Consider the following 20,805-nt stretch of genomic DNA (forward strand, 5'->3'; position numbering starts at 1 on the left):
TTAACCTTTAAAACAGAAAATTAACCAAAAACCAAATTAAAAAAGCCATCCAGCTCCTACACCAGATGGCTCAAATTTTTAACAATTAATCCAGTAACTATTAAAAAACAAGCAAATTTATGAAATTACGCTATAAAACAACCATGTTTGACAGTGAAAAAAATTCGTCTTTTTTTCATTTGTCAAAAAAAACCATTATGATTATGCGAATCAGTTTATTCCACATTTTCTTACTGACCTGTGGTACTCATATGGTCTTTGCTACCGAAATGAGTGGCCAGAATCTAGAGTCTATATCTGTTGATATCGAACTTCATAACCAAGATATCAAGACGCTATTCAAAACAATAGAAAATAGAACCGGATTACTTTTTGCCTACCAACCGCAAATCATAGAAGATTTCCCAAAAGTAACTACCCTGCGTGGACGCCGAAGCGTTAGTGATATTTTAAACAATGTATTTGAAGGCAGTAACCTCGTCTTTAAGCAAGTTGATAAGAATGTGGTGATTTATAAAAAAGACATTTCAAAATCATCGGCATCGGCCGTAATTGTAATTATTAAGGATGACGCTGATTATATGCTTGAAGGTAAAGTCCTTGATGAGAAAGGCCAGCCGCTTCCTGGTGTAACTTTATTTCTTGTAGGAGGTAACAAACAGGGGATCTCTGATTTTGACGGTCGTTTTTATATTAATCTGCCATCAGGTAAACACACTTTAAGAGTTTCGTATCTAGGATACAAAACCCAGGATGTAATTGTTGAAAATCAAACTTCTATCACAATCAAAATGCAGCCTGACTTAGCTAAACTTGATGAGATTGTTGTTATCGGTTATGGAACCACAACTAGAAGAACATCAACTGGATCCGTAGTTAAAATTACATCTGAAGATATTGAGAAACAACCCGTAACCAACATTTTACAAACGCTTCAAGGTAGAACTCCTGGAGTTTTTGTAACGCAGACTTCTGGATATGCTGGAAGCGATATGAATATCAGTATTCGAGGCAGAAACTTTATTGCTGGCAATAATCTGCCGCTTTATATTGTAGATGGTGTTCCTTATATCGGAGACGACATTAAGCAGCAAGTACAGGATCAGAATGTAATTAGAGGTGCACAAAAATCGACAAGCCCTTTAAATATCATTAATCCGAATGATATCGAAAGCATTGAAATTCTGAAAGATGCAGATGCGACAGCCATTTATGGTTCAAGAGGGGCAAATGGTGTTGTCCTTATTACAACAAAAAAAGGAAAATCTGGAAAAACCGAATTTACAATTACTACCAATTCAGGAGTTTCTGAAGTAGCCCATATGATTAAAACATTAGATACTCCTGCTTATCTTAATATGCTGCAGACAGCATTGGACAACAATGGCGATACGGCGTCTAACTTCAGTAATGGTATTGCGCTTACAGACTGGGATCCTAATGCTTATACCAACTGGCAGAAAAAACTAATCGGAGGAACTGCTAATTTTAATAATTATTCAGTGTCATTAAAAGGTGGTAATGAGACAACTAATTTTCTTTTAAGCGGTGCTTATCATAAAGAAACTACTGTAGTGCCAGGAGATTTCAGTTACGATAAATTCTCAACTAACTTTAATATCAATCACACCACACTTAATGATAAATTAAAAGTGGGAGCATCTGTGATTTTTGCTACAGATAATAACAAACTTCCTTTTTTTGATATTACCAATTATGCAATCGGTACCGCGCCAAATCATCCTTTATACAATCCAGACGGAAGTTACTATTGGTCACCAGATTATTTCAGTGATATCAATCCGCTTGCCGCTTTAGGAAAAAGAGTGGATGATAAAGGACTGAACTTAATTACAAGTTTTAGCCTTCAATATGAAATTGCAAAAGGTTTTTCTTTTAAAACAGATTTAGGATACGGAAGAGCGCAGATGCAAACCAAACAATTTATGCCTTCATCTGCTTCCAACCATGTATATGATGAAGCAAATGGATTTGATTCTAATTTTTCAAGATCTTACACCACTTCAACCAACATTACCAATAATTTTACTGTTGAGCCCCAGCTTAATTATACAACAGCATTATGGAAAGGAAACCTTACAGCGCTTCTTGGAGGTTCGTGGCAGAACAGAAAATCAGAAATGCCTGCTTATGTTAATTCCAGTGGTTACAGCTCAGACAATTTGCTTGGAAATCTAGCCACTGCAGAAAATGTTACGGCAAACAATGGTTCGGTAGAATATAAATACATTTCTATTTTTAGCAGACTTAACTATAATATTGAGAACAAATACATCATAAATCTTAACTTTAGAAGAGATGGTTCTTCTCGATTTGGTGCCAATAATCGTTTCGGAAACTTTGGTTCAATTGGAGCGGCATGGGTTTTCACTCAAGAAAATTTCATGAAAAATATCCCAATATTAAGTTTTGGAAAACTTCGTTCAAGCTATGGAGAAATAGGAAGCGACGAAATTGGAGATTACCAATATGCGGACACTTTTGATACCCGTACGTATGGAAATGGACTTCCTTCCATGACGGCGTCAAGAATTGCAAATCCGAATATCAAATGGGGATTAACAAGAAAATTTGAGGCTGCTTTGGATTTAAGTTTCAATAACGACCGCATTTCTTTCAGTGCTGCTTATTATAGAAACACTTCGAGCAATCAGTTAGTGGGCTATACGCTTAGTCCGCAGGCAGGATTTACAACTTATACGGCAAATTTACCTGCAGAAGTTGAAAACGAAGGATGGGAATTCACCTTAGGAACAACCAACATTCGTACTAAAAACTTTAGCTGGTCGACTTCTTTTAACATTTCGACCAATTCAAATAAACTGATTTCATTTCCTGGAATAGAGTTTACAAGCTATTACTCACAGTATGTTGTTGGAAAACCTTTAGGAGGTCGTTTTTTACAAACTTTTACAGGTGTTGATGCTGATGGCGTTGCCCAATTTGAAGATGCTAACGGAGACGGGAGAATTTCAAACGGTTTTGCAGAAACTGGCATAGGAGACAGAAAATATTACGGGCCTACTTACCCTAAATATTACGGAGGAATATCAAATACCATAACTTATAAAGATTTTACACTCGACTTTTTATTTCAATTTGTAAAACAAGACGCGACTACTTTAATGGCAGTGACAGGAACACAGCCAGGCTATCCTTACGGAACTGCTAATTTTCAGGTAGATGAATATAATGCTTATTTAGCGCAGGGTAATACGCTGAGTTCTGGTTTTCTAGACAGCTATTATGATTACATCGGCTCAAATGCTGTTCTTACAGATGCATCTTATATAAAACTAAAAAATGTTAGTGCTTCATACCAGATTCCGTTAAGTGAGGCTACGAAAAAATATTTACAAGCCGTACGTGTGTCGCTTCAAGGGCAAAACTTATTAACCATTACAAGCTACAAAGGACTTGATCCTGAAACACAAGGTTTAGCCCTGCCTCCATTGCGCACCATAACTATTGGAACTCAGTTTACATTTTAAATCTAAAAAATCATGAAAAATATTTCTAATAAATATATCGCTGTATTTTCGTTTTCAATTTTACTGGGATTAACAAGCTGTGACAGCGATCTAGAAGTTGAGCTTCCGAGTAACCAATTATCATCAGAAACTGTTTATTCTTCGGATGTTACAACAGAAGCTGCCGTAAATGGAATCTACCAAAGTATGGTCTCTGGTTTTTATTACAATCAAATACATACTACTCTTGGACAAACATCAGATGAGCTTATACTGGCAAGCGGTTTAAACAATACTTCTATTACTAATGAACTTATTGATACTGATGGAGCAATGAGCAGTATGTGGACAGAATTATACAAAACTATCTACAATGCAAACAATGTTGTAGAAGGAATTAATAAAAGTACCTCGCTCTCTCCAGTAAAAAGCAGACAATGGATAGCTGAAGCTAAATTCCTTAGAGCCTACTCTTATTTTTACTTAACTAATATTTGGGGCAGCGTACCTTTAGTATTAACAACCAATGTAGATGTATCAGCATTACTGCCGCAATCGACTCAAGAGGTTGTTTATGCTCAGATTATTAAAGATCTGACAGAAGCCTCACAAGATCTGCCAGTAAATTATAGTAACTATCGAAATGAAAGAATAAGAGCTACAAAATGGGCTTCTGAAACTTTGTTGGCGAGAGTAAATCTCTATTTAGGAAGATGGGCCGAAGCCGCTAACCACGCCACTGCCGTAATTAATGAATCTGGCACTTACAATATGATTACTGATTTATCAGCTACAAATAGTCCTTTTATTGCAGATAACAGCGAGTCAATTTTACAAATACCATATTTCAATGTGCAATATTCTTACGAAGGATCTTCTGTTTTTGTAAATGCAAACACGGCTACATACCTATTGAGAAACGGAAGCACTTTATTTGATGCAGATGATGCCCGAAAAACAAACTGGACAAGAAATATTACTGGTACACAGGGCAACCTCTCGGGTGTTGCTCCCACTAAATACAAGAACAGATTTGGTTCTTCTCCTATTGAACGCTCAACAGTTCTTAGACTGGCTGAATTGTTTTTAATACGTGCTGAAGCCAGAGTGCAGTCTAATGATATTACTGGAGCACAGGAGGATATTAATGTAATTAGAAACAGAGCTTTACTTGAAAATACTACTTTAACAAATCCTGCTCAGCTTCTGGATTTAATTGCTCTTGAAAGACAGCGTGAATTTTTTGCCGAAAACGGACACCGTTGGTTAGATCTTAAAAGAACCAATAAAATAAACGAAACTCTTTCTGTTTTAACGGATAAAATCTGGACTTCTACCGATGTTTTATATCCAATTCCGGACACGGCGCTTCGTTCGAATCCTTTCTTAAAACAAAATTCAGGATACTAAATACTAAAAAATTACCGCAGGAATGGAATTAAAAAACATTCCTGCGATTTTAAAGAACACTATGGAAACAACAATTGTAAGAGTTGAGGACTTGTCGCATCAATATAGTAAGGATTGGGCAATACAAAATATTAGTTTTGAAATTAAAGAAAACAGGATTTTAGGTCTTTTAGGATCAAATGGAGCAGGAAAATCGACCACAATGAATATTCTTTGCGGGGTTTTAAATCAAACGCATGGCAATATTTTTATTGATGGAATTAACTTAAAAGAAAACCCAGTTGAAGCCAAAAAACTAATTGGCTTTTTACCGCAGACACCGCCGCTTCATCTTGATTTAACTGTCGATGAATATTTGATTCATTGTGCGCAATTAAGATTGGTGCCAAGAGAAAACTTAAGAAATGCGGTAGAAAAAGCAAAAGAGAAATGCGGCATTTCGCACTTCAGCCATCGATTGATAAAAAACTTATCAGGAGGTTACAGACAACGTGTTGGAATCGCTCAGGCTATTATTCACGAGCCGAAATTGGTAGTACTTGATGAACCGACAAACGGACTGGATCCCAACCAGATTTTAGAAGTTAGAAATTTAATTAAGAAGATTGCCCAAGATAAAGCCGTGATTTTTTCTTCACACATTCTTTCTGAGGTTCAGGCTACATGTCAGGATATCAGAATGATTGAAAACGGCCATATGGTTTTTGCAGATACTTTAGATGCTTTCAATAATTATATTGAAGCCGATAAATTAACCGCAAGTTTTGAAAACCCGCCTGCGGTTACTGTGTTTACAGAAATTTCTGAAATTAAAGATGCTGTTTTTCTTTCACCAAAAAAAGTACAAATTACTTTTAATGGATCACAGGAGATAGCTGAAAAAATTATCGCGATGAGTGTTCACAATAACTGGAAACTGCGTGAAATTCAATTCGAAAAAGTATCACTCGATGAAATTTTCGCACAGTTGTCCAAAAAAGCGCCTTCTAAAAATTCTACTCTTTCTTAAAAAGCAAATAAATGAAAACAATATACAGAATAGCTAAAACTGAGCTTAATACCATGTTTTACTCACCGGTGGCATGGGTTGTTTTAGTCATATTTTCAATTCAGTCCAGCTGGAAATTCTTCGATTCTATTGAACGTTTTGAAAAAGCACAAAAAATAGGACAGTCATTAGACAATTTGTCACAGATCGTATTTTCAGGATTTAGCGGTCTTTATACAGAAATGCAAAACTATTTATACTTATATGTTCCACTTTTGACAATGGGTTTAGTGAGCCGCGAAATAAATAGCGGCTCCATTAAACTCTTATTTTCGTCTCCAATAAAAATTAAAGAAATTGTCTTAGGAAAGTACTTGGCAATTGCCGCTTATTGTATGCTGTTTGTAGCAATATTGGGGATTCAGGTTATTATTGCAGGATTTTCAATTGAAAACCTGGATTTTAAATTCGCCATTTCAGGTTTGATAGGTTTGTATTTATTGGTTTGCACCTATGCCGCGATCGGACTTTTTATGTCCTGCCTTACGTCGTATCAGGTTGTAGCGGCTATCAGTACTCTTGTAGTTTTGGCGGGATTAAACTTTATTGGTAAACTTTGGCAAGATATCGAAGTTATCAAAGACTTTACCTATTTCTTGTCTATCGCAGGACGTGCAAATGAAATGCTTGAAGGTTTAATTATTAGTAAAGATGTACTTTACTTTATTTTAGTAAGTGCTTTATTCATTGTTCTTAGCATCTATAAACTGCAAACAGGAAGAGACGCTCAGAGTATTTCAAAAAGGGGGGTAAAATATGCCTTATTAATTGTTGTTGTTTTTTCGCTTGGTTTTGTCACCTCAAGAGCCTCACTTACATTCTATTATGACATGACCCGAACGAAGGACAGAACTCTTACCCACAATAGTTTAGAGATAGTGAAGCAGATGAGCGGGCCTATTAAGATAACTGCTTATGATAATATTCTGGATGCCAATTACTACATGGCAATGCCTTATTTTCAAAACCAGGACATTGAAAGTTTTGCTAAATACACCCGTTATTTACCGCAGATAGAGATGGAATACGTATATTTTTATGATACCTCTGAAAATGCAGAGCTTTATGCACAAAATCCTGGATTGAATGATAAACAGCTGGCAGAAAAAATGGTGGAATCTCAGGATATGAAATTAAAAAAATTGCATACGCCTGCAGAAATTAAAAAAATTATTGATTTAGCGCCAGAACAAAATCGAGTAGTAAGAACTGTAGAATACAACGGAAAAAAAACATTCTTAAGGTTTTATGAGGATTTTTTCAAAGCTCCGAGTGAAAAAGAAATCTCTGCCGCTTTAAAAAGATTGGTTTTAAAAGCACCAAAAGTGGTTTTTGCATCTGGGAACATGGAGCGCAGCATCGAAAAAAACGGCGACAAAAATTATAAAACATTTGCCAACGAAATTACATTCAGATATTCATTGATCAATCAAGGATTTGATGTTGCTTCTGTAGATATCAACGCGCAGAATATTCCTGCTGATACTGATATTTTAGTTTTGGCAGATCCGAAAACACAACTGAGTCAGGGTGCTGTTGACCGAATCAATACGTATATCGATCAGGGAAAAAATATAATGCTTTTAGCTGAGCCTGAAACGAATTCTGCTTTGGCTGCCATAACTGAAAAACTAGGGATCAGTTTTACAAAACAAGCTCTGATACAGGATAGCGAGACTAACTCGCCTGATTTTCTGGTAACAGAACTTCAAAAAGAGGTTGACTCTTCTGTAATAAAACTTTATAAAATCAAAAATCCAATTCCGTTTTTAGGCAGCAGCGGTATTACAGCAGTAAAAGATACTGGATTTAAAGTAACGCCGCTTTTAAAAACAAATAAGCAGCCGGTTTGGGAATCTAAAACGGGTATTGCTTCTTTTCCTCAAGAATTAAAAGCTATGCCTTCACAAAAATCAATTCCGTTAGTGGTAGCCTTAACCAGAACGATCAATGGAAAACCACAAAAGATAATAGTTGCTGGTGATGCCGATTTTATGGGTAATGCCGAGTTAAGCCGAGCTGGGTCTGGAACATTTCAGTTCGTAACCGATATTTTCAGCTGGTTCAGCAATTATGAATTCCCTATTGATACGACACGCCCGATTAAAACCGATAATAAGATTACGATCAGTTCTAATCAGTTATTTATTAGCAAAATAGCGTTCATCGGATTATTTCCTTTATTGATAATATTAAGTGGCGCTTTCCTATTGATTAGAAGAAACAGAAGATAAAAAACATCAGAATGAATACTAAAAAAAATATCATCTTTGCGGTAATGGCCTTCTCTTTTCAAGGCGCATTTTCGCAGTTCAAAACCACTATTCCACTGGATAAAAATGTTACAACTGGAAAATTAAAAAATGGATTAACATATTACATTCTTCATAATGAAGAACCCAAAGACAGAGCCAGTTTTTATTTTGTTCAAAATGTTGGCGCTATTCTAGAAGACGACAATCAAAACGGATTGGCGCATTTTCTGGAACACATGGCTTTTAACGGAACTGAACATTTTAAAGGAAAAGGCATCATTAAAATGTTAGAAAAAAACGGTGTAAGCTTTGGTAAAGATATTAATGCGTATACGGCTCAGGACGAAACAGTGTACAACATCAGTACTGTTCCTGTGACAAACGAAAAACTAATCGATTCTACGCTTTGGGTTTTACATGATTGGTCTGGTTCTCTTTCTTTAACTAATGAAGAAATTGATGCAGAAAGAGGTGTTATCAGAGAAGAATGGAGAACACGCCGCACAAGCGGTTTCCGTTTAAAAATGCAGACAGATCAGGTTTTATACAAAGGTTCAAAATACAGCAAAAGAGATGTTATTGGTGATTTAAATATCATCAATAATTTCAAATATGCTGAATTAAGAAACTATTATAAAAAATGGTACAGACCCGATTTACAGGCTGTAATCATTGTGGGAGATGTTGACGTAAAAGCAATGGAAGAAAAAGTAAAAACTATTTTTTCTGGAATTCCATTAGCCAAAAAAGCAACGCCAAGAAACTACGAAGCAATTCCGAAGCATAACGAATTGTATTTTGGGACTGCATCAGATAAAGAAGCTTCTTCAACCACAATTACATTACAATATGTGTTGGACGAACCTTTGGTAAAAGACAGTATTGCGACTCGCAGAAACGTGATGAATTCTTTTTATACCAATATTCTAAACAATCGTTTTAAAGAATTAATTCTAAAAAATCAAAGCAGCAGTTTAGGATTTAATGCTTATTTTGAACCTATTTCAAGATTAAGCACCTCTTTTAATATTTCAGTTGGTCCAAAAAAAGGGAAAAATCTAGAAGCTTTTGAAGAAGGTTACACAGAAGCGGAACGTTTAAAACGTTTTGGCGCTGCACCAGCAGAACTTGACAGAATAACAAAGCTATTTATTAGTTCTTATGATGATTTTATTAGTAATAAAGATAAAGTCGAAAACGACAGCTGGGCCGAAAAATTGATGAATTATTTCTTAAAGGCAAAACCTTTTCTTTCTGCTGATGACGATTATAAGCTAATCGTTGGCATTATAAAAAGCATCACTTTAGAAGAATTAAATGCTTACATAAAAACCATTCAAAAACCAACCAACCAAATGCTTTTGGTTACTGGTTCTGACGAAGACAAAGCAAATTTTCCAATTAAAGATGCTTTCGCAGATGTAATGAAAAAAGTCGAAAACAAGACTTTGGAGCCTTATACTAAAAAAGAAAACAATGAACCTTTAATTGCTAAAGAATTAAAACCTGCTGCGATCCAAAAAACATTTGAAGTCCCAGGAATTACTGATGCAAAAGGTTATACTCTAGAAAATGGCGCCAATGTAATTTTATTGCCAACGACTTATTCTCAAGACCAGATTGTTTTAACTGCTTTTTCTAAAGGGGGTAAATCCTTAATTAAAACGGAAGATTTGGCATCTGCTGAAATCGCGACGGTACTTGCGAGATCATCTGGTTTGGGCAATTTTGACAATATTAGTTTAAAAGAAAAACTTGCAGGCAAAATAGCGCAGTCTGCTCCGTTTATTAGTCAAAACACGCAAGGATTTCAAGGAAGTTCTAATAAAGCGGATTTTGAAACTATGCTTCAATTGCTTTATCTTTCTGTAGAAGCTCCGCGTTTTGACCCTAATATTTTCAACATATTAAAAGAGCAGTATAAAAACCGTTTAGAAACAATCAAAAAAGATAATGAAAATGCGTTTAAAGATGCTGTTGATTTAGCCAATTCAAATAATAATCCTAGAACATTTATTTTTAATGACAAATTTCTGGAGAATATAGATTTACAAAAAGCAGAAGCTGTCTATAGAGATAGAATCAAAAATGCTTCCGATTTTACTTTTGTTTTTGTTGGGAATATTCCAAACAATGCTTTAGAAATGATTCAAAAATACATTGGAAACTTAAAATCAAATCCTGCTGTTAAAGAGACTTTTGTAGATCATAATCTGAATCCAAAAAAAGGAAAAACAGTAGTGAGTTTCAACCGCCCTATGGAAGTTGCAAAAAGTACTATTTATGTGAATCTAACTGGAAAAACAGAATACACCAAAGAAAACGCCATGACCATGTACATCATCGGCGAATTATTATCTAAACGTTTTCTTCAAACTATTAGAGAGGAAGAAGGCGGCAGTTATGGTGTAAATGTTGGCGGAAATCTGGACATTATTCCAAAACCTACTTTCAGCCTTGCTTTGACTTTTGACTGCAATCCTGATAAACAAGAAAAATTAATGCAGATTGTCTGGAAAGAAATAAACGATTTAAAATCAAATCCAGTCAACGCAAATGATTTGGAAGACATCAAAAAAGCGCTGTTAAAAAACAGAGAAGAATCACTCAAAACGAACTCTTTCTGGGCGACAACTTTATACAATTACAGTTTAAATCAGATTCCGTTTTCTTTGGATGAAGAATATAAAAGTTTAATTTCTAAAATTAACCAAAAAACTATTCAGCAGTTTAGTAAGCACGTTTTGGATAGTTCAAGTAGCGTTGAAGTGATTATGAATCCTGAAAGCCAATCAGGAAAGTAAAACTTCCGAATACATTTTTTTTATTTTATTAGTCTTGAAAGGCTGTCTTAATTGACAGCCTTTTCTTGGCTACGTTATCCTCAAACTCTTCAAATCCAGTCATTTCATATTATTAATCAAGCTGCATTCAGGTGCCGGATTTGCGCGTTCACAACTCCAAAATGTCTATTTTATACGGCATTTTTTGTCATTTTAAAAAATCTTCTTCTGCCATGGCATTATTTAAAAATACACCGGTATTGTTCCCTGTGGATATGGCATAAGATACAGCACGAAGAGGATTTGTATTGTCTCCACATGCGAATATATCCTCTACCGTTGTTTGCTGGAATGCATCTACTTGGATAAGTCCCTGTTCGGTCAATTGGCAACCCAGTGATTCGGGGATTTTACAGTGCTGTTCAAAAGGAGGCCTCGAGTAAATTGCTTTTAACTGAAAGGTTGAATTGTCAGAAAAAATTATTTCTTCCACTATTCCGTCTTTATGATTCAATGAGGTAATTTCCTTTTCAACAACTGAAATATTGTGCCTTTTGATTTCATCAGCCTGCTCTTTTGTTAATTCGGACTTTCCATTGGTAAATATAGTCAAGTCCTTTGTCCAGCTACTAATGAGCCGAGCTAAATGAAATGCGCCATATCCATTTGCAAAAATTCCTGTTTTTTGATTTTTCACTTCATATCCGTGGCAATAGGGACAATGAAGTACTGTAATTCCCCAACATTCAGAAAACCCCTTAATGTTGAGCATCTTATCTTTTAATCCTGTAGCAAAAACGAGTTTTCTAGCTGAAAATATTTTTCCTGACTGGGTGGCAACCGTAAAACCTTTATGCGTTTTTACTGCATCAACTGCAAGATCAGTTACGAATTTAACCGTGTCGTATTTCAAAACCTGTCCTTTTGCTTTCTCTGCAATTACGCTTGGTTTTTCCCCGTCCTGCGTAATGAAGTTATGTGAATGGGGCGTCTGCCGGTTACAAGGCAGCCCGCTGTCGATAATTAGAACATTTCTTAATGCCCGGCCCAAAGCCATTGCCGCGGAAAGTCCTGCATAGCTTCCGCCAATTATGATTACGTCAAAATTTTTGTTATCTGTCATTTAGTCAAAAATTAAAAATGATGTTAATGGTAAAGATAAAACAGATATGCAAATCAATTTTGTTTAAGGCTGTAAAATGTGTAAAAAAGACCAAAAACTTTAGAATCAGCAGTTCAGCTTTTCCAGTTTATGAAAAGGCACGTCTATCATCTTATCCCCGACTTTGAAAATGATCAGTTTAATTCTTATCTTAAATAATTACAAACTATATCAGAAAAAGGAAAAAAAAACTTCCTGATCCACAATCAAATATTCAAAATATAAACCTCCAAAAATTCACTAATTTTTGGAGGTTTATAAAATCGTTTATAACGGATAATAGTTCTTTTTACAAGATCTAGCTTGTTCAAATTCAATTTTTACAACTATCAATCTTAGTTATTTGTCACTGAAAGCTTAACTTCAATATTAGATCTTGTCGCATTTGAATAAGGACAAATCTGATGTGCTTTTTCTGTTAATTGCTGCGCTTCTTCAATAGAAACTTCCGGAATATTCACATTCAGCTCTACTGCAAGTCCAAAACCACCGTCTTCATTTTGTCCGATGCTTACTTTTGCAACTACTGAAGTTTCACCTGTTTTAGTTTTTGATAAACTTATAATGCGATTCAGCGCACTGTCAAAGCAAGCTGAAAATCCTGCTGCAAAAAGCATTTCCGGATTTGTGAAATCATCGTTGGCTCCGCCTAAAGCTTTTGGCATTCGCACGTCAAGATCCAATATTCCGTTTTCACTTTTTACATGCCCATTTCTTCCGCCCTTCGCAGTAACGCTTGTTGTATATAATGTTTTCATTTTATTTTTGAATTTTATGTAAAATTTTCTGAACAGTTTCTTTAAGTTCAAATAAATCTTCTGATGTTAAATTTAATTTTTCCTGCATTTTTAATGGAATTTCACATGCTTTTTGCTGCAAATTTCTTCCTTCATCAGCTAAAAAAATTTCAACTACTCTTTCATCTTCTTTTTTTCTTTTTCTGATAATAAAACCTTTGGCTTCAAGTCTCTTCAAAAGGGGTGTTAAAGTCCCACTATCCAAATACAGTTTTTCGCCAATCTGATTTACAGTCAATTCATCCTTCTCCCAAAGTACCATCATCACAAGATACTGCGAGTATGTAATATCAAGTTCATCAAGAAATGGTCGGTACAAACTGATTATTTCCTTAGCAATTACGTAAATAGGAAAACAAAGCTGGTTTCCCAATTGAAGAGGATGGTTATTTTCCATAGTCAGATTATAAAAAGTAGAATGAAAATTATTTTCTAATGATAAATTCCTCCATAGGAATTCTTACTTTCTTCATTTGAGAAAGCCAGTCTTTTTCGGTATCACTGTAACCTAGATATAAAAGCGTAACACTTTTCAATCCTAATTCTCTAAGTCCCAAAATATCGTCTACCACTTCATTACTAAAACCTTCAGCTGGAGTAGAATCAATCTTTAGTTCGGCAGCCTGAGCCATCGACAGACCTAATGCAATATAAGTTTGTCTTGCTGTATGGGCAAAATGTTGTTCAGGAGTTTGTGCGCCATAGATTTGCTTAATCTGATCCGTATAACTGCTGAAGCGTCCTCTTGGCAATTCTCTTACATCTGTGTGATAATCATAAACTTTATCGATTTTTTCATTAGAATAACTGTCCCAAGCAGCAAAAACCAATACATGAGAACAATCTCTCATAACTTCCGGATTTAATGCGCCTTTTACCATCTTCTCTTTCAATTCCTGATCTTCTACAACAATCACACGGAAAGGCTGCAATCCAGATGAAGTCGGCGCCAGTCTAGCCGCTTCCAAAATTTTATCTAAATCTTCTTCTGAAACTTTCTTTGTTGAGTCATATGCTTTAACGGCATGTCTCCAGTTTAAATCTTCTATTAATGACATAGTTTATTATTTTTAAATTAAAAATCTGACTCTTAAAAATGTTTGAATCAAATAACAAATGCAAAGATAGAAAATTATTAAATTGTGCACAATTTAATTTTGCAAACATATTTTTAGATGAGCAAAATTATTGATTCCACTTTATACCTAGGGATTGTATTAAAAGACATTCAACTTTGCGTATTGCAACTTTTCTAAATAAAAAAATAAGCCAAATTCAAAAAGTTTTTTATTTTCCAACCAATGCAATGCTGGTTTTGGTGGATTGATATATCGCAATTTTAACATCGCTAAAGTTAGGAGCAGAGAATTTTGGCTTATAATTTTTAGAAAATCCAAAGCCTTCGGTCGGATAACCAATGAAATTTCGGTCACACTTTCCATTACTATTTAGGTCTTGGTAAACTGCAACAGCATAATCGCCATCGGGAAGATTTTTGAAAGTATAGTCCACTTTATTTCCAGTGGCTTTTACTTTTGCAGTGGCAATTTGCGACTCCTCTTCAAGAAAACCTTTCTCCTTATCGTACAATCCAAAAAAAACATAGCCCCTGCTAGGTTCTATACTGGTTACTTCTACGCTGAAATTGTGTTGTGCAAAAATTGCTGAATTAACTGTTACGAGAATTATCAAACTTATTATTTTAGTTTTCATAAATAATAGTACTTAGGATTTACAATAAAGCTTTTCTAATTTCTTTTCATCCAATTGATTAAAAAAGTGATTCATTTCTTTCAAATTGCCTTTTTTATAAGCATGATAAGGTTCTGATTGTGAAAGCAACCATCTTTTGATAAGACTTCTAAAGAGGAAAGTGAATTTTTTCTGCAATGGAGAAATTTGATTGCTAACCATCTCGAAATAATCATTTAAATTTTGTTGTCGAAAAGCCAAGATATGTTCCAAATTTTCACCGTCTTTTAAAATGCCGCAATGAAAATTTTTCTCAGCAAATGCCTTCTGTGGAAAATCAGCTTCGCCTAAGCCAAACTTATCAAACATTTTGTCCAAAAAAGATTTATATGAAATAACACAGTCAGCTCCTCCTCCTAAATTGAATATCTGTTTCTCTAATTTTTTCTGTTGATCAATTGCTTTCGCAAAAGCGCTACCCGTATCTTTTGGAGTACAGATTTCCATTGGCGTTTCCAACGGCATGTGAAACATCAATTTGGATATTTTATGATTGCCCATAATCGCCGCCAAGCGAAAAATACTCCATGTTAATTTAGAATTTTGAATTAACGATTCACATAATACCTTGGTTTCTCCATACTGATCACCCGGACTGGGCTGTAAAATATCAGTCACACTGATTTGGGGATTCTTCATCCGATCACCATAAACTGAAATACTGGAACTAAAAATTAAATAACAATCCGGCGAATTTACTTCTAAGGCGCGAATAAGATTTTCTGTTCCTTTTACATTGACGCTATAAGCCAAGTCAGGATTTATATCAGCAAGTGGCGGAATTATTGCTGCCAAATGTATAGCGACATCTTTATTTTTCGCCACTTGCAGTACTTCTTGACTATTGCTGATGTCACCGTATACGATCTCCACACGAGATTTGAAAGGAGTTAGTTTTTTAACCGTTTTTGTAGATTTTACATCAAAAACGGTTATTTCATAATTTGGAAATTGAATTAGATGCTGCAAGGTTTCAAAACCAACAGTTCCAGATGCTCCAGTAAGTAATATTCTTTTTCTTGATATCTTATTTTCCATTGTTTTAAATTTAAAAACTGCCTTTTTTATTCACTTAAATATTGAAGAAAAAGCTATTTTTATTATACAATATGTTCTACATTTAACTTTGTGTTTGATTATGATCACTATGTAAAGCTATTAAACTGAAATTTATTTGTTGTTTCAAAATTGTTCTGCGTTGTACAATACGGAACATAAACAAACACATTTGTAGCATAAATAAAATAATTTGTGATGGATTTAAGAAAAGACAGAAGGATTCGATATACTAAAATAGTATTACGCGAAGCATTATTCAGTTTGCTGCAGGAGAAAGAATTGAGCGAAATTACCATTACCGAACTTTGTAAAACAGCTGACATCAACCGTAATACATTTTATCGACATTATACTATTCCGTTAGATATACTACTTGAAATGGAGGAAGATGTTTTTGAAAGATTATCGGCTGTTTTGCGTAAAAGCACCAATATGGATGATGTAATATTGCTCAGCTGCCAATTGTTGGAGAATGATAAGCAGATGAGCAAAATTGTGTTTACCAAAGCAGATGGAAGCGGTATTCTGTCACGGATTCTGGCAAGTGTTCGAAATAATTTTCCGGTGGAAAATCAAATCGAACTTACTCCAGAAATACAACCTTTTGCAGAAATGGCTTACCAATTTGGCGAAAAAGGAAGTATCGCTGTCATTAAAAATTGGATTGAAAACGACTTCTCTGTTCCCGCCGAAAATATCGCACAAATGATTAGTTACCTGGTAAACAAACTCAATAAATTATAGTTAGTTATTTTGTACCTGATAGCATTTTTGCCATAAAAATTAGGCAAATCAAATCTTTGAGATATAACTCTATTTTATAAGTACACTTTTGTATTTAGCTATGTTTTTTAAAACAGTTCCTGTCCCTTTTACCACTGCCCTCAATGGATCTTCCGCAATGTAAACTGGCAGATCTGTTTTCTGGGAAATTCTTTTATCCAAACCGCGAAGCAACGCTCCTCCTCCCGCAAGGTACAATCCTGTATTATAAATATCTGCTGCAAGTTCTGGTGGTGTTACTGACAAAGTTACCATAATGGCATCTTCAATTCTAAGGATTGATTTGTCTAAAGCCCTTGCGATTTCTCTAGATGTAACCTGTACTTCCTTCGGCTTGCCTGTAAGCAGGTCTCTACCTCGAACCATCATATCGTCTGGCGCATCTTCAAGCACTTCGATTGCTGATCCCACCTCAATTTTTATCTGCTCTGCTGTAGCCTCTCCGATGTAGAGATTATGATGTGTTCTCATATAATACAATATATCCCCAGTAAAAATGTCTCCTGCAATTTTTATGGATTTATCGCAAATGATTCCACCAAGTGCAATAACCGCAATTTCTGTAGTTCCTCCTCCAATATCAACGACCAAACTCCCCTTGGGAAGCATTACATCCAACCCCATACCTATAGCTGCCGCCATTGGCTCATGAATTAAAAAAACTTCTTTTCCATTCACTCTTTCGCAAGACTCTTTTACGGCTCTCATTTCTACTTCTGTAATACCGCTTGGAATACAAACCACCATTCGTAATGCTGGAGTGAAAAGATTTTTCTTCATTTCAGGAATATTTTTTATAAACCAACTGATCATTTTCTCCGAAGCATCAAAATCAGCAATAACTCCGTCTTTAAGGGGACGGATCGTCTTAATATTCTCATGTGTCTTGCCCTGCATTAAACTTGCTTCTTTACCAACAGCAATAATTTTTCCGTTTCTAATATCCCTTGCTACAATAGATGGACTGTCCACAACAATTTTTCCATCGTGAATGATCAATGTATTAGCTGTTCCAAGATCCATAGCGATTTCCACTATCATAAAATCAAATAAACCCATATCATATCTTTAATGTAAAAACGGTGTCATCATTGATTTATTCTTTAGTAAATCTTAAAATAATTCAAAAACAATTAAAATAATTTCATAAAACAGCTGTTCCAAAGCCTTATTTACTTTATAAACATAAACCTAATCTATGTTTAAAATCTTTTAATCTTAATTTAAATTATATTCGTTTAGGCTTTTAAATCATCAAAATATGTCGTTGTTTCTTCAATTAAAGGTTACATCAATTCTTTGGCTTTTGTATGTTTTAAAATGGGATCAATTTGTCCTCCCAAAAATAAAACCGTGTCCCATTTTTCCTGATCATTTCTCACTGGTCAAGATAACTATGAATCCTTAACTATTTCGAAATTGAACACAGGCGAAAAACAAAGCAAATAACTTAAAATTAAAACATTACAAAAAATGGGCGTTTTATTTTTATGGCAAAATCGCAGCACTTCCAATTTTTAGGAAACTAAAAACTCAGCAAAATAAAGTACTGATGAGCTAAGGTTCAAAACCGTATACTAAAAAGTTCGGATGTCCAGATAGAACAAAAAGGAAGAAATTCAGCCACTGAAACTCTTCCTTTAATTCTTCAATTCAATTGATTTTTTTGATAAATACAATATTCATCTACACCTAATCAATTGTTGTTCGACCGAAAACATGAATTGATTTATTTCAGTCTGCGTAGTTAGGTTTGAGTAGATGAGTTAAATATCAACATTAATGGAAATGCATAGATCATTACAGCCAAAATATTTTATAGATCTAATTGGATGTGTTGCTAGTTTTATTTAAAAATGCTGTAGGACTCTTACCAAATTGTTTTTTGAATGCATATGAGAAATGAGATAAATTTTCAAAACCCACTTCGTAATAGACGTCAATAGGTTTTCTGTTCTTTTTTGCTAATTGGAAATATGCCAGTTCGAGTCGTTTTTGGGTGATCCATTTTTGTGGTGTAGTATTGTATGCTTTTTTAAAATCTCTCTTAAAGGTGGTTAGGCTTCGCCCAGTCAGGTACCCAAATTTTTCTAAAGGCATATTAAACATATAATTTCGCTCCATAAATTCAACAAGGTTGATTTTATGCGGCTCAGAAAAGTCAGATAAGATATTATCGATATCCTTATCCAAGGAGCTTAAAACGGTAATTGCTTCCTGAATTTTCAATTGGGAAAGTTCTTGTGGCAATTTGTAGTTTAGGTCAAAATATGGCAATATCGAAGCAAAAAAACTATCAAGCAAAGGATTTCGTGGTAATGGCATGACACAATCATTTTTAGAAACCAAAGTGGTTTGCAGTTTCTTTTGTTCGTAAAATGTCATTAAAACTTCCTGAGTCAGTTTTACTATAATTGCTCTATAAGGCAAGCCGTCTTTATCAGATTTAATCAATGTAGATAGTTGATTCCTAGGAAACAAAAGAGTATCACCCGATCCTAAAAGATATGTTTTATTTGATTGAATAACTTTTAATTCACCTGAAATTACTCGAACAATACAATGTTCTTCCGCAATCATTTCTGTATTCTTATGAGTTGACCCGCTGCAGGTGAAAACAATCTCTGCGTAATTATTGATCTGTCTTGTTGCCATCATGTAAAGTTAAAAAAAGAAATAAGATTCAGCTAAATGAATCTTATTTCCTCCTACTATTAAATATCAAATTTTACCTGAGTCAATTCTTCGCTTATTGCCCAAAGTTTTTGTGCCGATTCCGCCTTCAGGGCAAATGGTGCAACACCTCCAAATCCGCCGGGGTTTCTATAGGCAGCAGCAATATTTTCATAATTGGCTTCGTCGTACTGAGCTATCTCGACGTCTTCTAGATACACCCCTCCAATGTTTTCCAGTTGAGGACTTGTTGCAGCCCACACTGTTGTAGCAGCTCCCTGTTCTTTTGTTTTTTGTATGTTTTTCATCGCAGCTTCAGCTTCAAGATTTGGTGTGCCATCAGCATGTAAAATACCCAATGTAACAAAATCATCAAACGCTAAATGCCTGCCCAGATTGGTTTCCAGAATCAAACCAGGATGCAGAACATAGGCTCTTACACCAAATGGTTTCGCTTTTTTATCCAATTCTACCGTAAAAAGCACATTTGCAGTTTTAGACTGACCATAAGCTTCAAATTTATCGTACTCTCTTGCAGTATAGTTTACATCATCAAAAAGAACTGGTGAATAATGGTGTGATGAAGAGGAAACCGTCACGACCCTTGCGCCATTTGCTTTTTTTAAAGCATCCCAAAGTCTGGCTGTTAGATGAAAATGGCCTAAATGATTTGTCGAAAATTGTCCTTCATAACCACGTTCATCACGCTGCAAAGGTGTCCACATTACCCCCGCGTTGTTAATAAGGATATCAAGAGGTCTTCCCGATGCCAAAAAGTTCTCTGCAAACGTGTCAATCGACTTAGGATCTGTTAGATTCAATGTATCTGTTTCTACATTTGTAATCCCTTCTAAATTTTGTTTAGCTTTTTCTGAATCCCTAGAAAGAACTAATACAGTGGCTCCCGCTGAAGTTAATGCTTTAGTAATTTCTAAACCAAGACCGCCGTCGCCACCAGTTACTATTGCTGTCTTACCAGTTAGGTCTATACCCTTGATGACATCTTTTGTTGTCGATTTTGCATTGAAGCCTGAACCTATTGGTTTTTGTAATGCTCCATTGTAATTAATTTGTTCCATCTTTATTAAAGTTTTTATTAAGACAAAGATAGAATGCGTTGTTTGACTCAGTTTTGTTTTAAGGTCCGAATAACTTTGTTTTAGAGACCAGCGCTATTAAGAACACACAAGTGCTTTAAGATTAATAATCAAGTGTTTAAGTTTTATAATACTGCTTATTCAATACAGTTTACAAATATACTATTTAGCCTTTTTACTGATTAAAAAAGCTGATTGTAATTAATTCTACCGTCGTAATACACAAAAAGAATCTTATGATTAATTTTTCAATTAGAAATTTGACTTGGCTAAAATTTAAATCTACATTTCTAAGCTAGAGCAAGCAATTCTACAATTCAGACTTATATTTGGGATAAATCATTAGTATCATAAAAACCTGACATCCATAAAAATAAACGCTTTAATTTATATCATATAAATAAAGTTTTGTGGCATAATCATGATATATTGGCGTTTTAAAAGTATCAATCCGTAAAATTCATACACTAAAAAAGTTAGTTTCGAAACTGTATT

General features: G+C 34.8%; 15 protein-coding genes. 6 read left to right on the top strand and 9 right to left on the bottom strand.

The window, feature by feature from the left end:
- Positions 1–197 precede the first annotated feature (197 nt).
- From QLQ96_RS20275 to QLQ96_RS20295, 5 genes are read left to right on the top strand one after another with little or no spacing between them, the layout of a single operon-like run.
- Entirely contained in the window at positions 198–3,512 is a 3,315-nt protein-coding gene (locus tag QLQ96_RS20275; RefSeq protein WP_482492890.1) for a SusC/RagA family TonB-linked outer membrane protein, read from the top strand.
- Positions 3,513–3,524: 12 nt separating this feature from the next.
- Entirely contained in the window at positions 3,525–4,901 is a 1,377-nt protein-coding gene (locus QLQ96_RS20280; RefSeq protein ID WP_482492892.1) for a RagB/SusD family nutrient uptake outer membrane protein, read from the top strand.
- Between the two features lie 22 nt (positions 4,902–4,923).
- Positions 4,924–5,910, top strand: coding sequence for an ABC transporter ATP-binding protein (locus tag QLQ96_RS20285; protein ID WP_482492894.1), 987 nt, complete (start codon positions 4,924–4,926; stop codon positions 5,908–5,910).
- 11 nt (positions 5,911–5,921) lie between these two features.
- Positions 5,922–8,183 (top strand): Gldg family protein, encoded by a 2,262-nt coding sequence (locus tag QLQ96_RS20290; RefSeq protein WP_482492895.1) that lies wholly within the window; start codon positions 5,922–5,924, stop codon positions 8,181–8,183.
- Positions 8,184–8,194: 11 nt separating this feature from the next.
- Positions 8,195–11,008 carry a M16 family metallopeptidase gene (locus tag QLQ96_RS20295; protein ID WP_482492896.1) on the top strand — a complete coding sequence of 938 codons (2,814 nt, stop codon included), beginning with the start codon at positions 8,195–8,197 and terminating at the stop codon, positions 11,006–11,008.
- A gap of 187 nt (positions 11,009–11,195) precedes the next feature.
- On the opposite strand, the gene QLQ96_RS20300 is transcribed toward QLQ96_RS20295, so the two are convergent.
- The 6 genes from QLQ96_RS20300 to QLQ96_RS20325 all read right to left on the bottom strand — a co-directional run bounded on the left by QLQ96_RS20300 (position 11,196) and on the right by QLQ96_RS20325 (position 15,736).
- Positions 11,196–12,110, bottom strand: a complete 915-nt coding sequence (locus QLQ96_RS20300) for an NAD(P)/FAD-dependent oxidoreductase (protein ID WP_482492898.1) — start codon at positions 12,108–12,110, stop codon at positions 11,196–11,198.
- A 374-nt stretch (positions 12,111–12,484) separates the two neighbouring features.
- Entirely contained in the window at positions 12,485–12,907 is a 423-nt protein-coding gene (locus QLQ96_RS20305) for an organic hydroperoxide resistance protein (protein WP_482492899.1), read from the bottom strand.
- A 1-nt stretch (position 12,908) separates the two neighbouring features.
- On the bottom strand, positions 12,909–13,343 hold the full coding sequence (locus QLQ96_RS20310) for a MarR family winged helix-turn-helix transcriptional regulator (RefSeq protein WP_482492901.1): 435 nt from the start codon (positions 13,341–13,343) through the stop codon (positions 12,909–12,911).
- Positions 13,344–13,371: 28 nt separating this feature from the next.
- Complete coding sequence (locus tag QLQ96_RS20315) at positions 13,372–14,004, bottom strand: NAD(P)H-dependent oxidoreductase (RefSeq protein WP_482492903.1); 633 nt, start codon at positions 14,002–14,004, stop codon at positions 13,372–13,374.
- 229 nt (positions 14,005–14,233) lie between these two features.
- A complete protein-coding gene (locus QLQ96_RS20320; RefSeq protein WP_482492905.1) occupies positions 14,234–14,659 on the bottom strand; it encodes a DUF2141 domain-containing protein in 426 nt (141 codons plus the stop codon).
- 12 nt (positions 14,660–14,671) lie between these two features.
- Positions 14,672–15,736, bottom strand: a complete 1,065-nt coding sequence (locus QLQ96_RS20325) for an NAD-dependent epimerase/dehydratase family protein (RefSeq protein ID WP_482492907.1) — start codon at positions 15,734–15,736, stop codon at positions 14,672–14,674.
- A 216-nt stretch (positions 15,737–15,952) separates the two neighbouring features.
- On the opposite strand from QLQ96_RS20325, the gene QLQ96_RS20330 reads away from it, so the two are divergent.
- Positions 15,953–16,501, top strand: coding sequence for a TetR/AcrR family transcriptional regulator (locus QLQ96_RS20330; protein WP_482492908.1), 549 nt, complete (start codon positions 15,953–15,955; stop codon positions 16,499–16,501).
- A 69-nt stretch (positions 16,502–16,570) separates the two neighbouring features.
- Here QLQ96_RS20330 and QLQ96_RS20335 read toward each other — a convergent pair whose 3' ends face one another.
- From QLQ96_RS20335 to QLQ96_RS20345, 3 genes are all read right to left on the bottom strand, one after another.
- Positions 16,571–17,599, bottom strand: coding sequence for a rod shape-determining protein (locus tag QLQ96_RS20335; RefSeq protein ID WP_482492910.1), 1,029 nt, complete (start codon positions 17,597–17,599; stop codon positions 16,571–16,573).
- A 765-nt stretch (positions 17,600–18,364) separates the two neighbouring features.
- Positions 18,365–19,120 carry a helix-turn-helix domain-containing protein gene (locus tag QLQ96_RS20340; protein WP_482492911.1) on the bottom strand — a complete coding sequence of 252 codons (756 nt, stop codon included), beginning with the start codon at positions 19,118–19,120 and terminating at the stop codon, positions 18,365–18,367.
- Positions 19,121–19,254: 134 nt separating this feature from the next.
- Positions 19,255–20,292, bottom strand: coding sequence for an SDR family NAD(P)-dependent oxidoreductase (locus QLQ96_RS20345; RefSeq protein ID WP_482492912.1), 1,038 nt, complete (start codon positions 20,290–20,292; stop codon positions 19,255–19,257).
- Positions 20,293–20,805 lie beyond the last annotated feature (513 nt).

The organism is Flavobacterium sp. B167r (assembly GCF_056824315.1).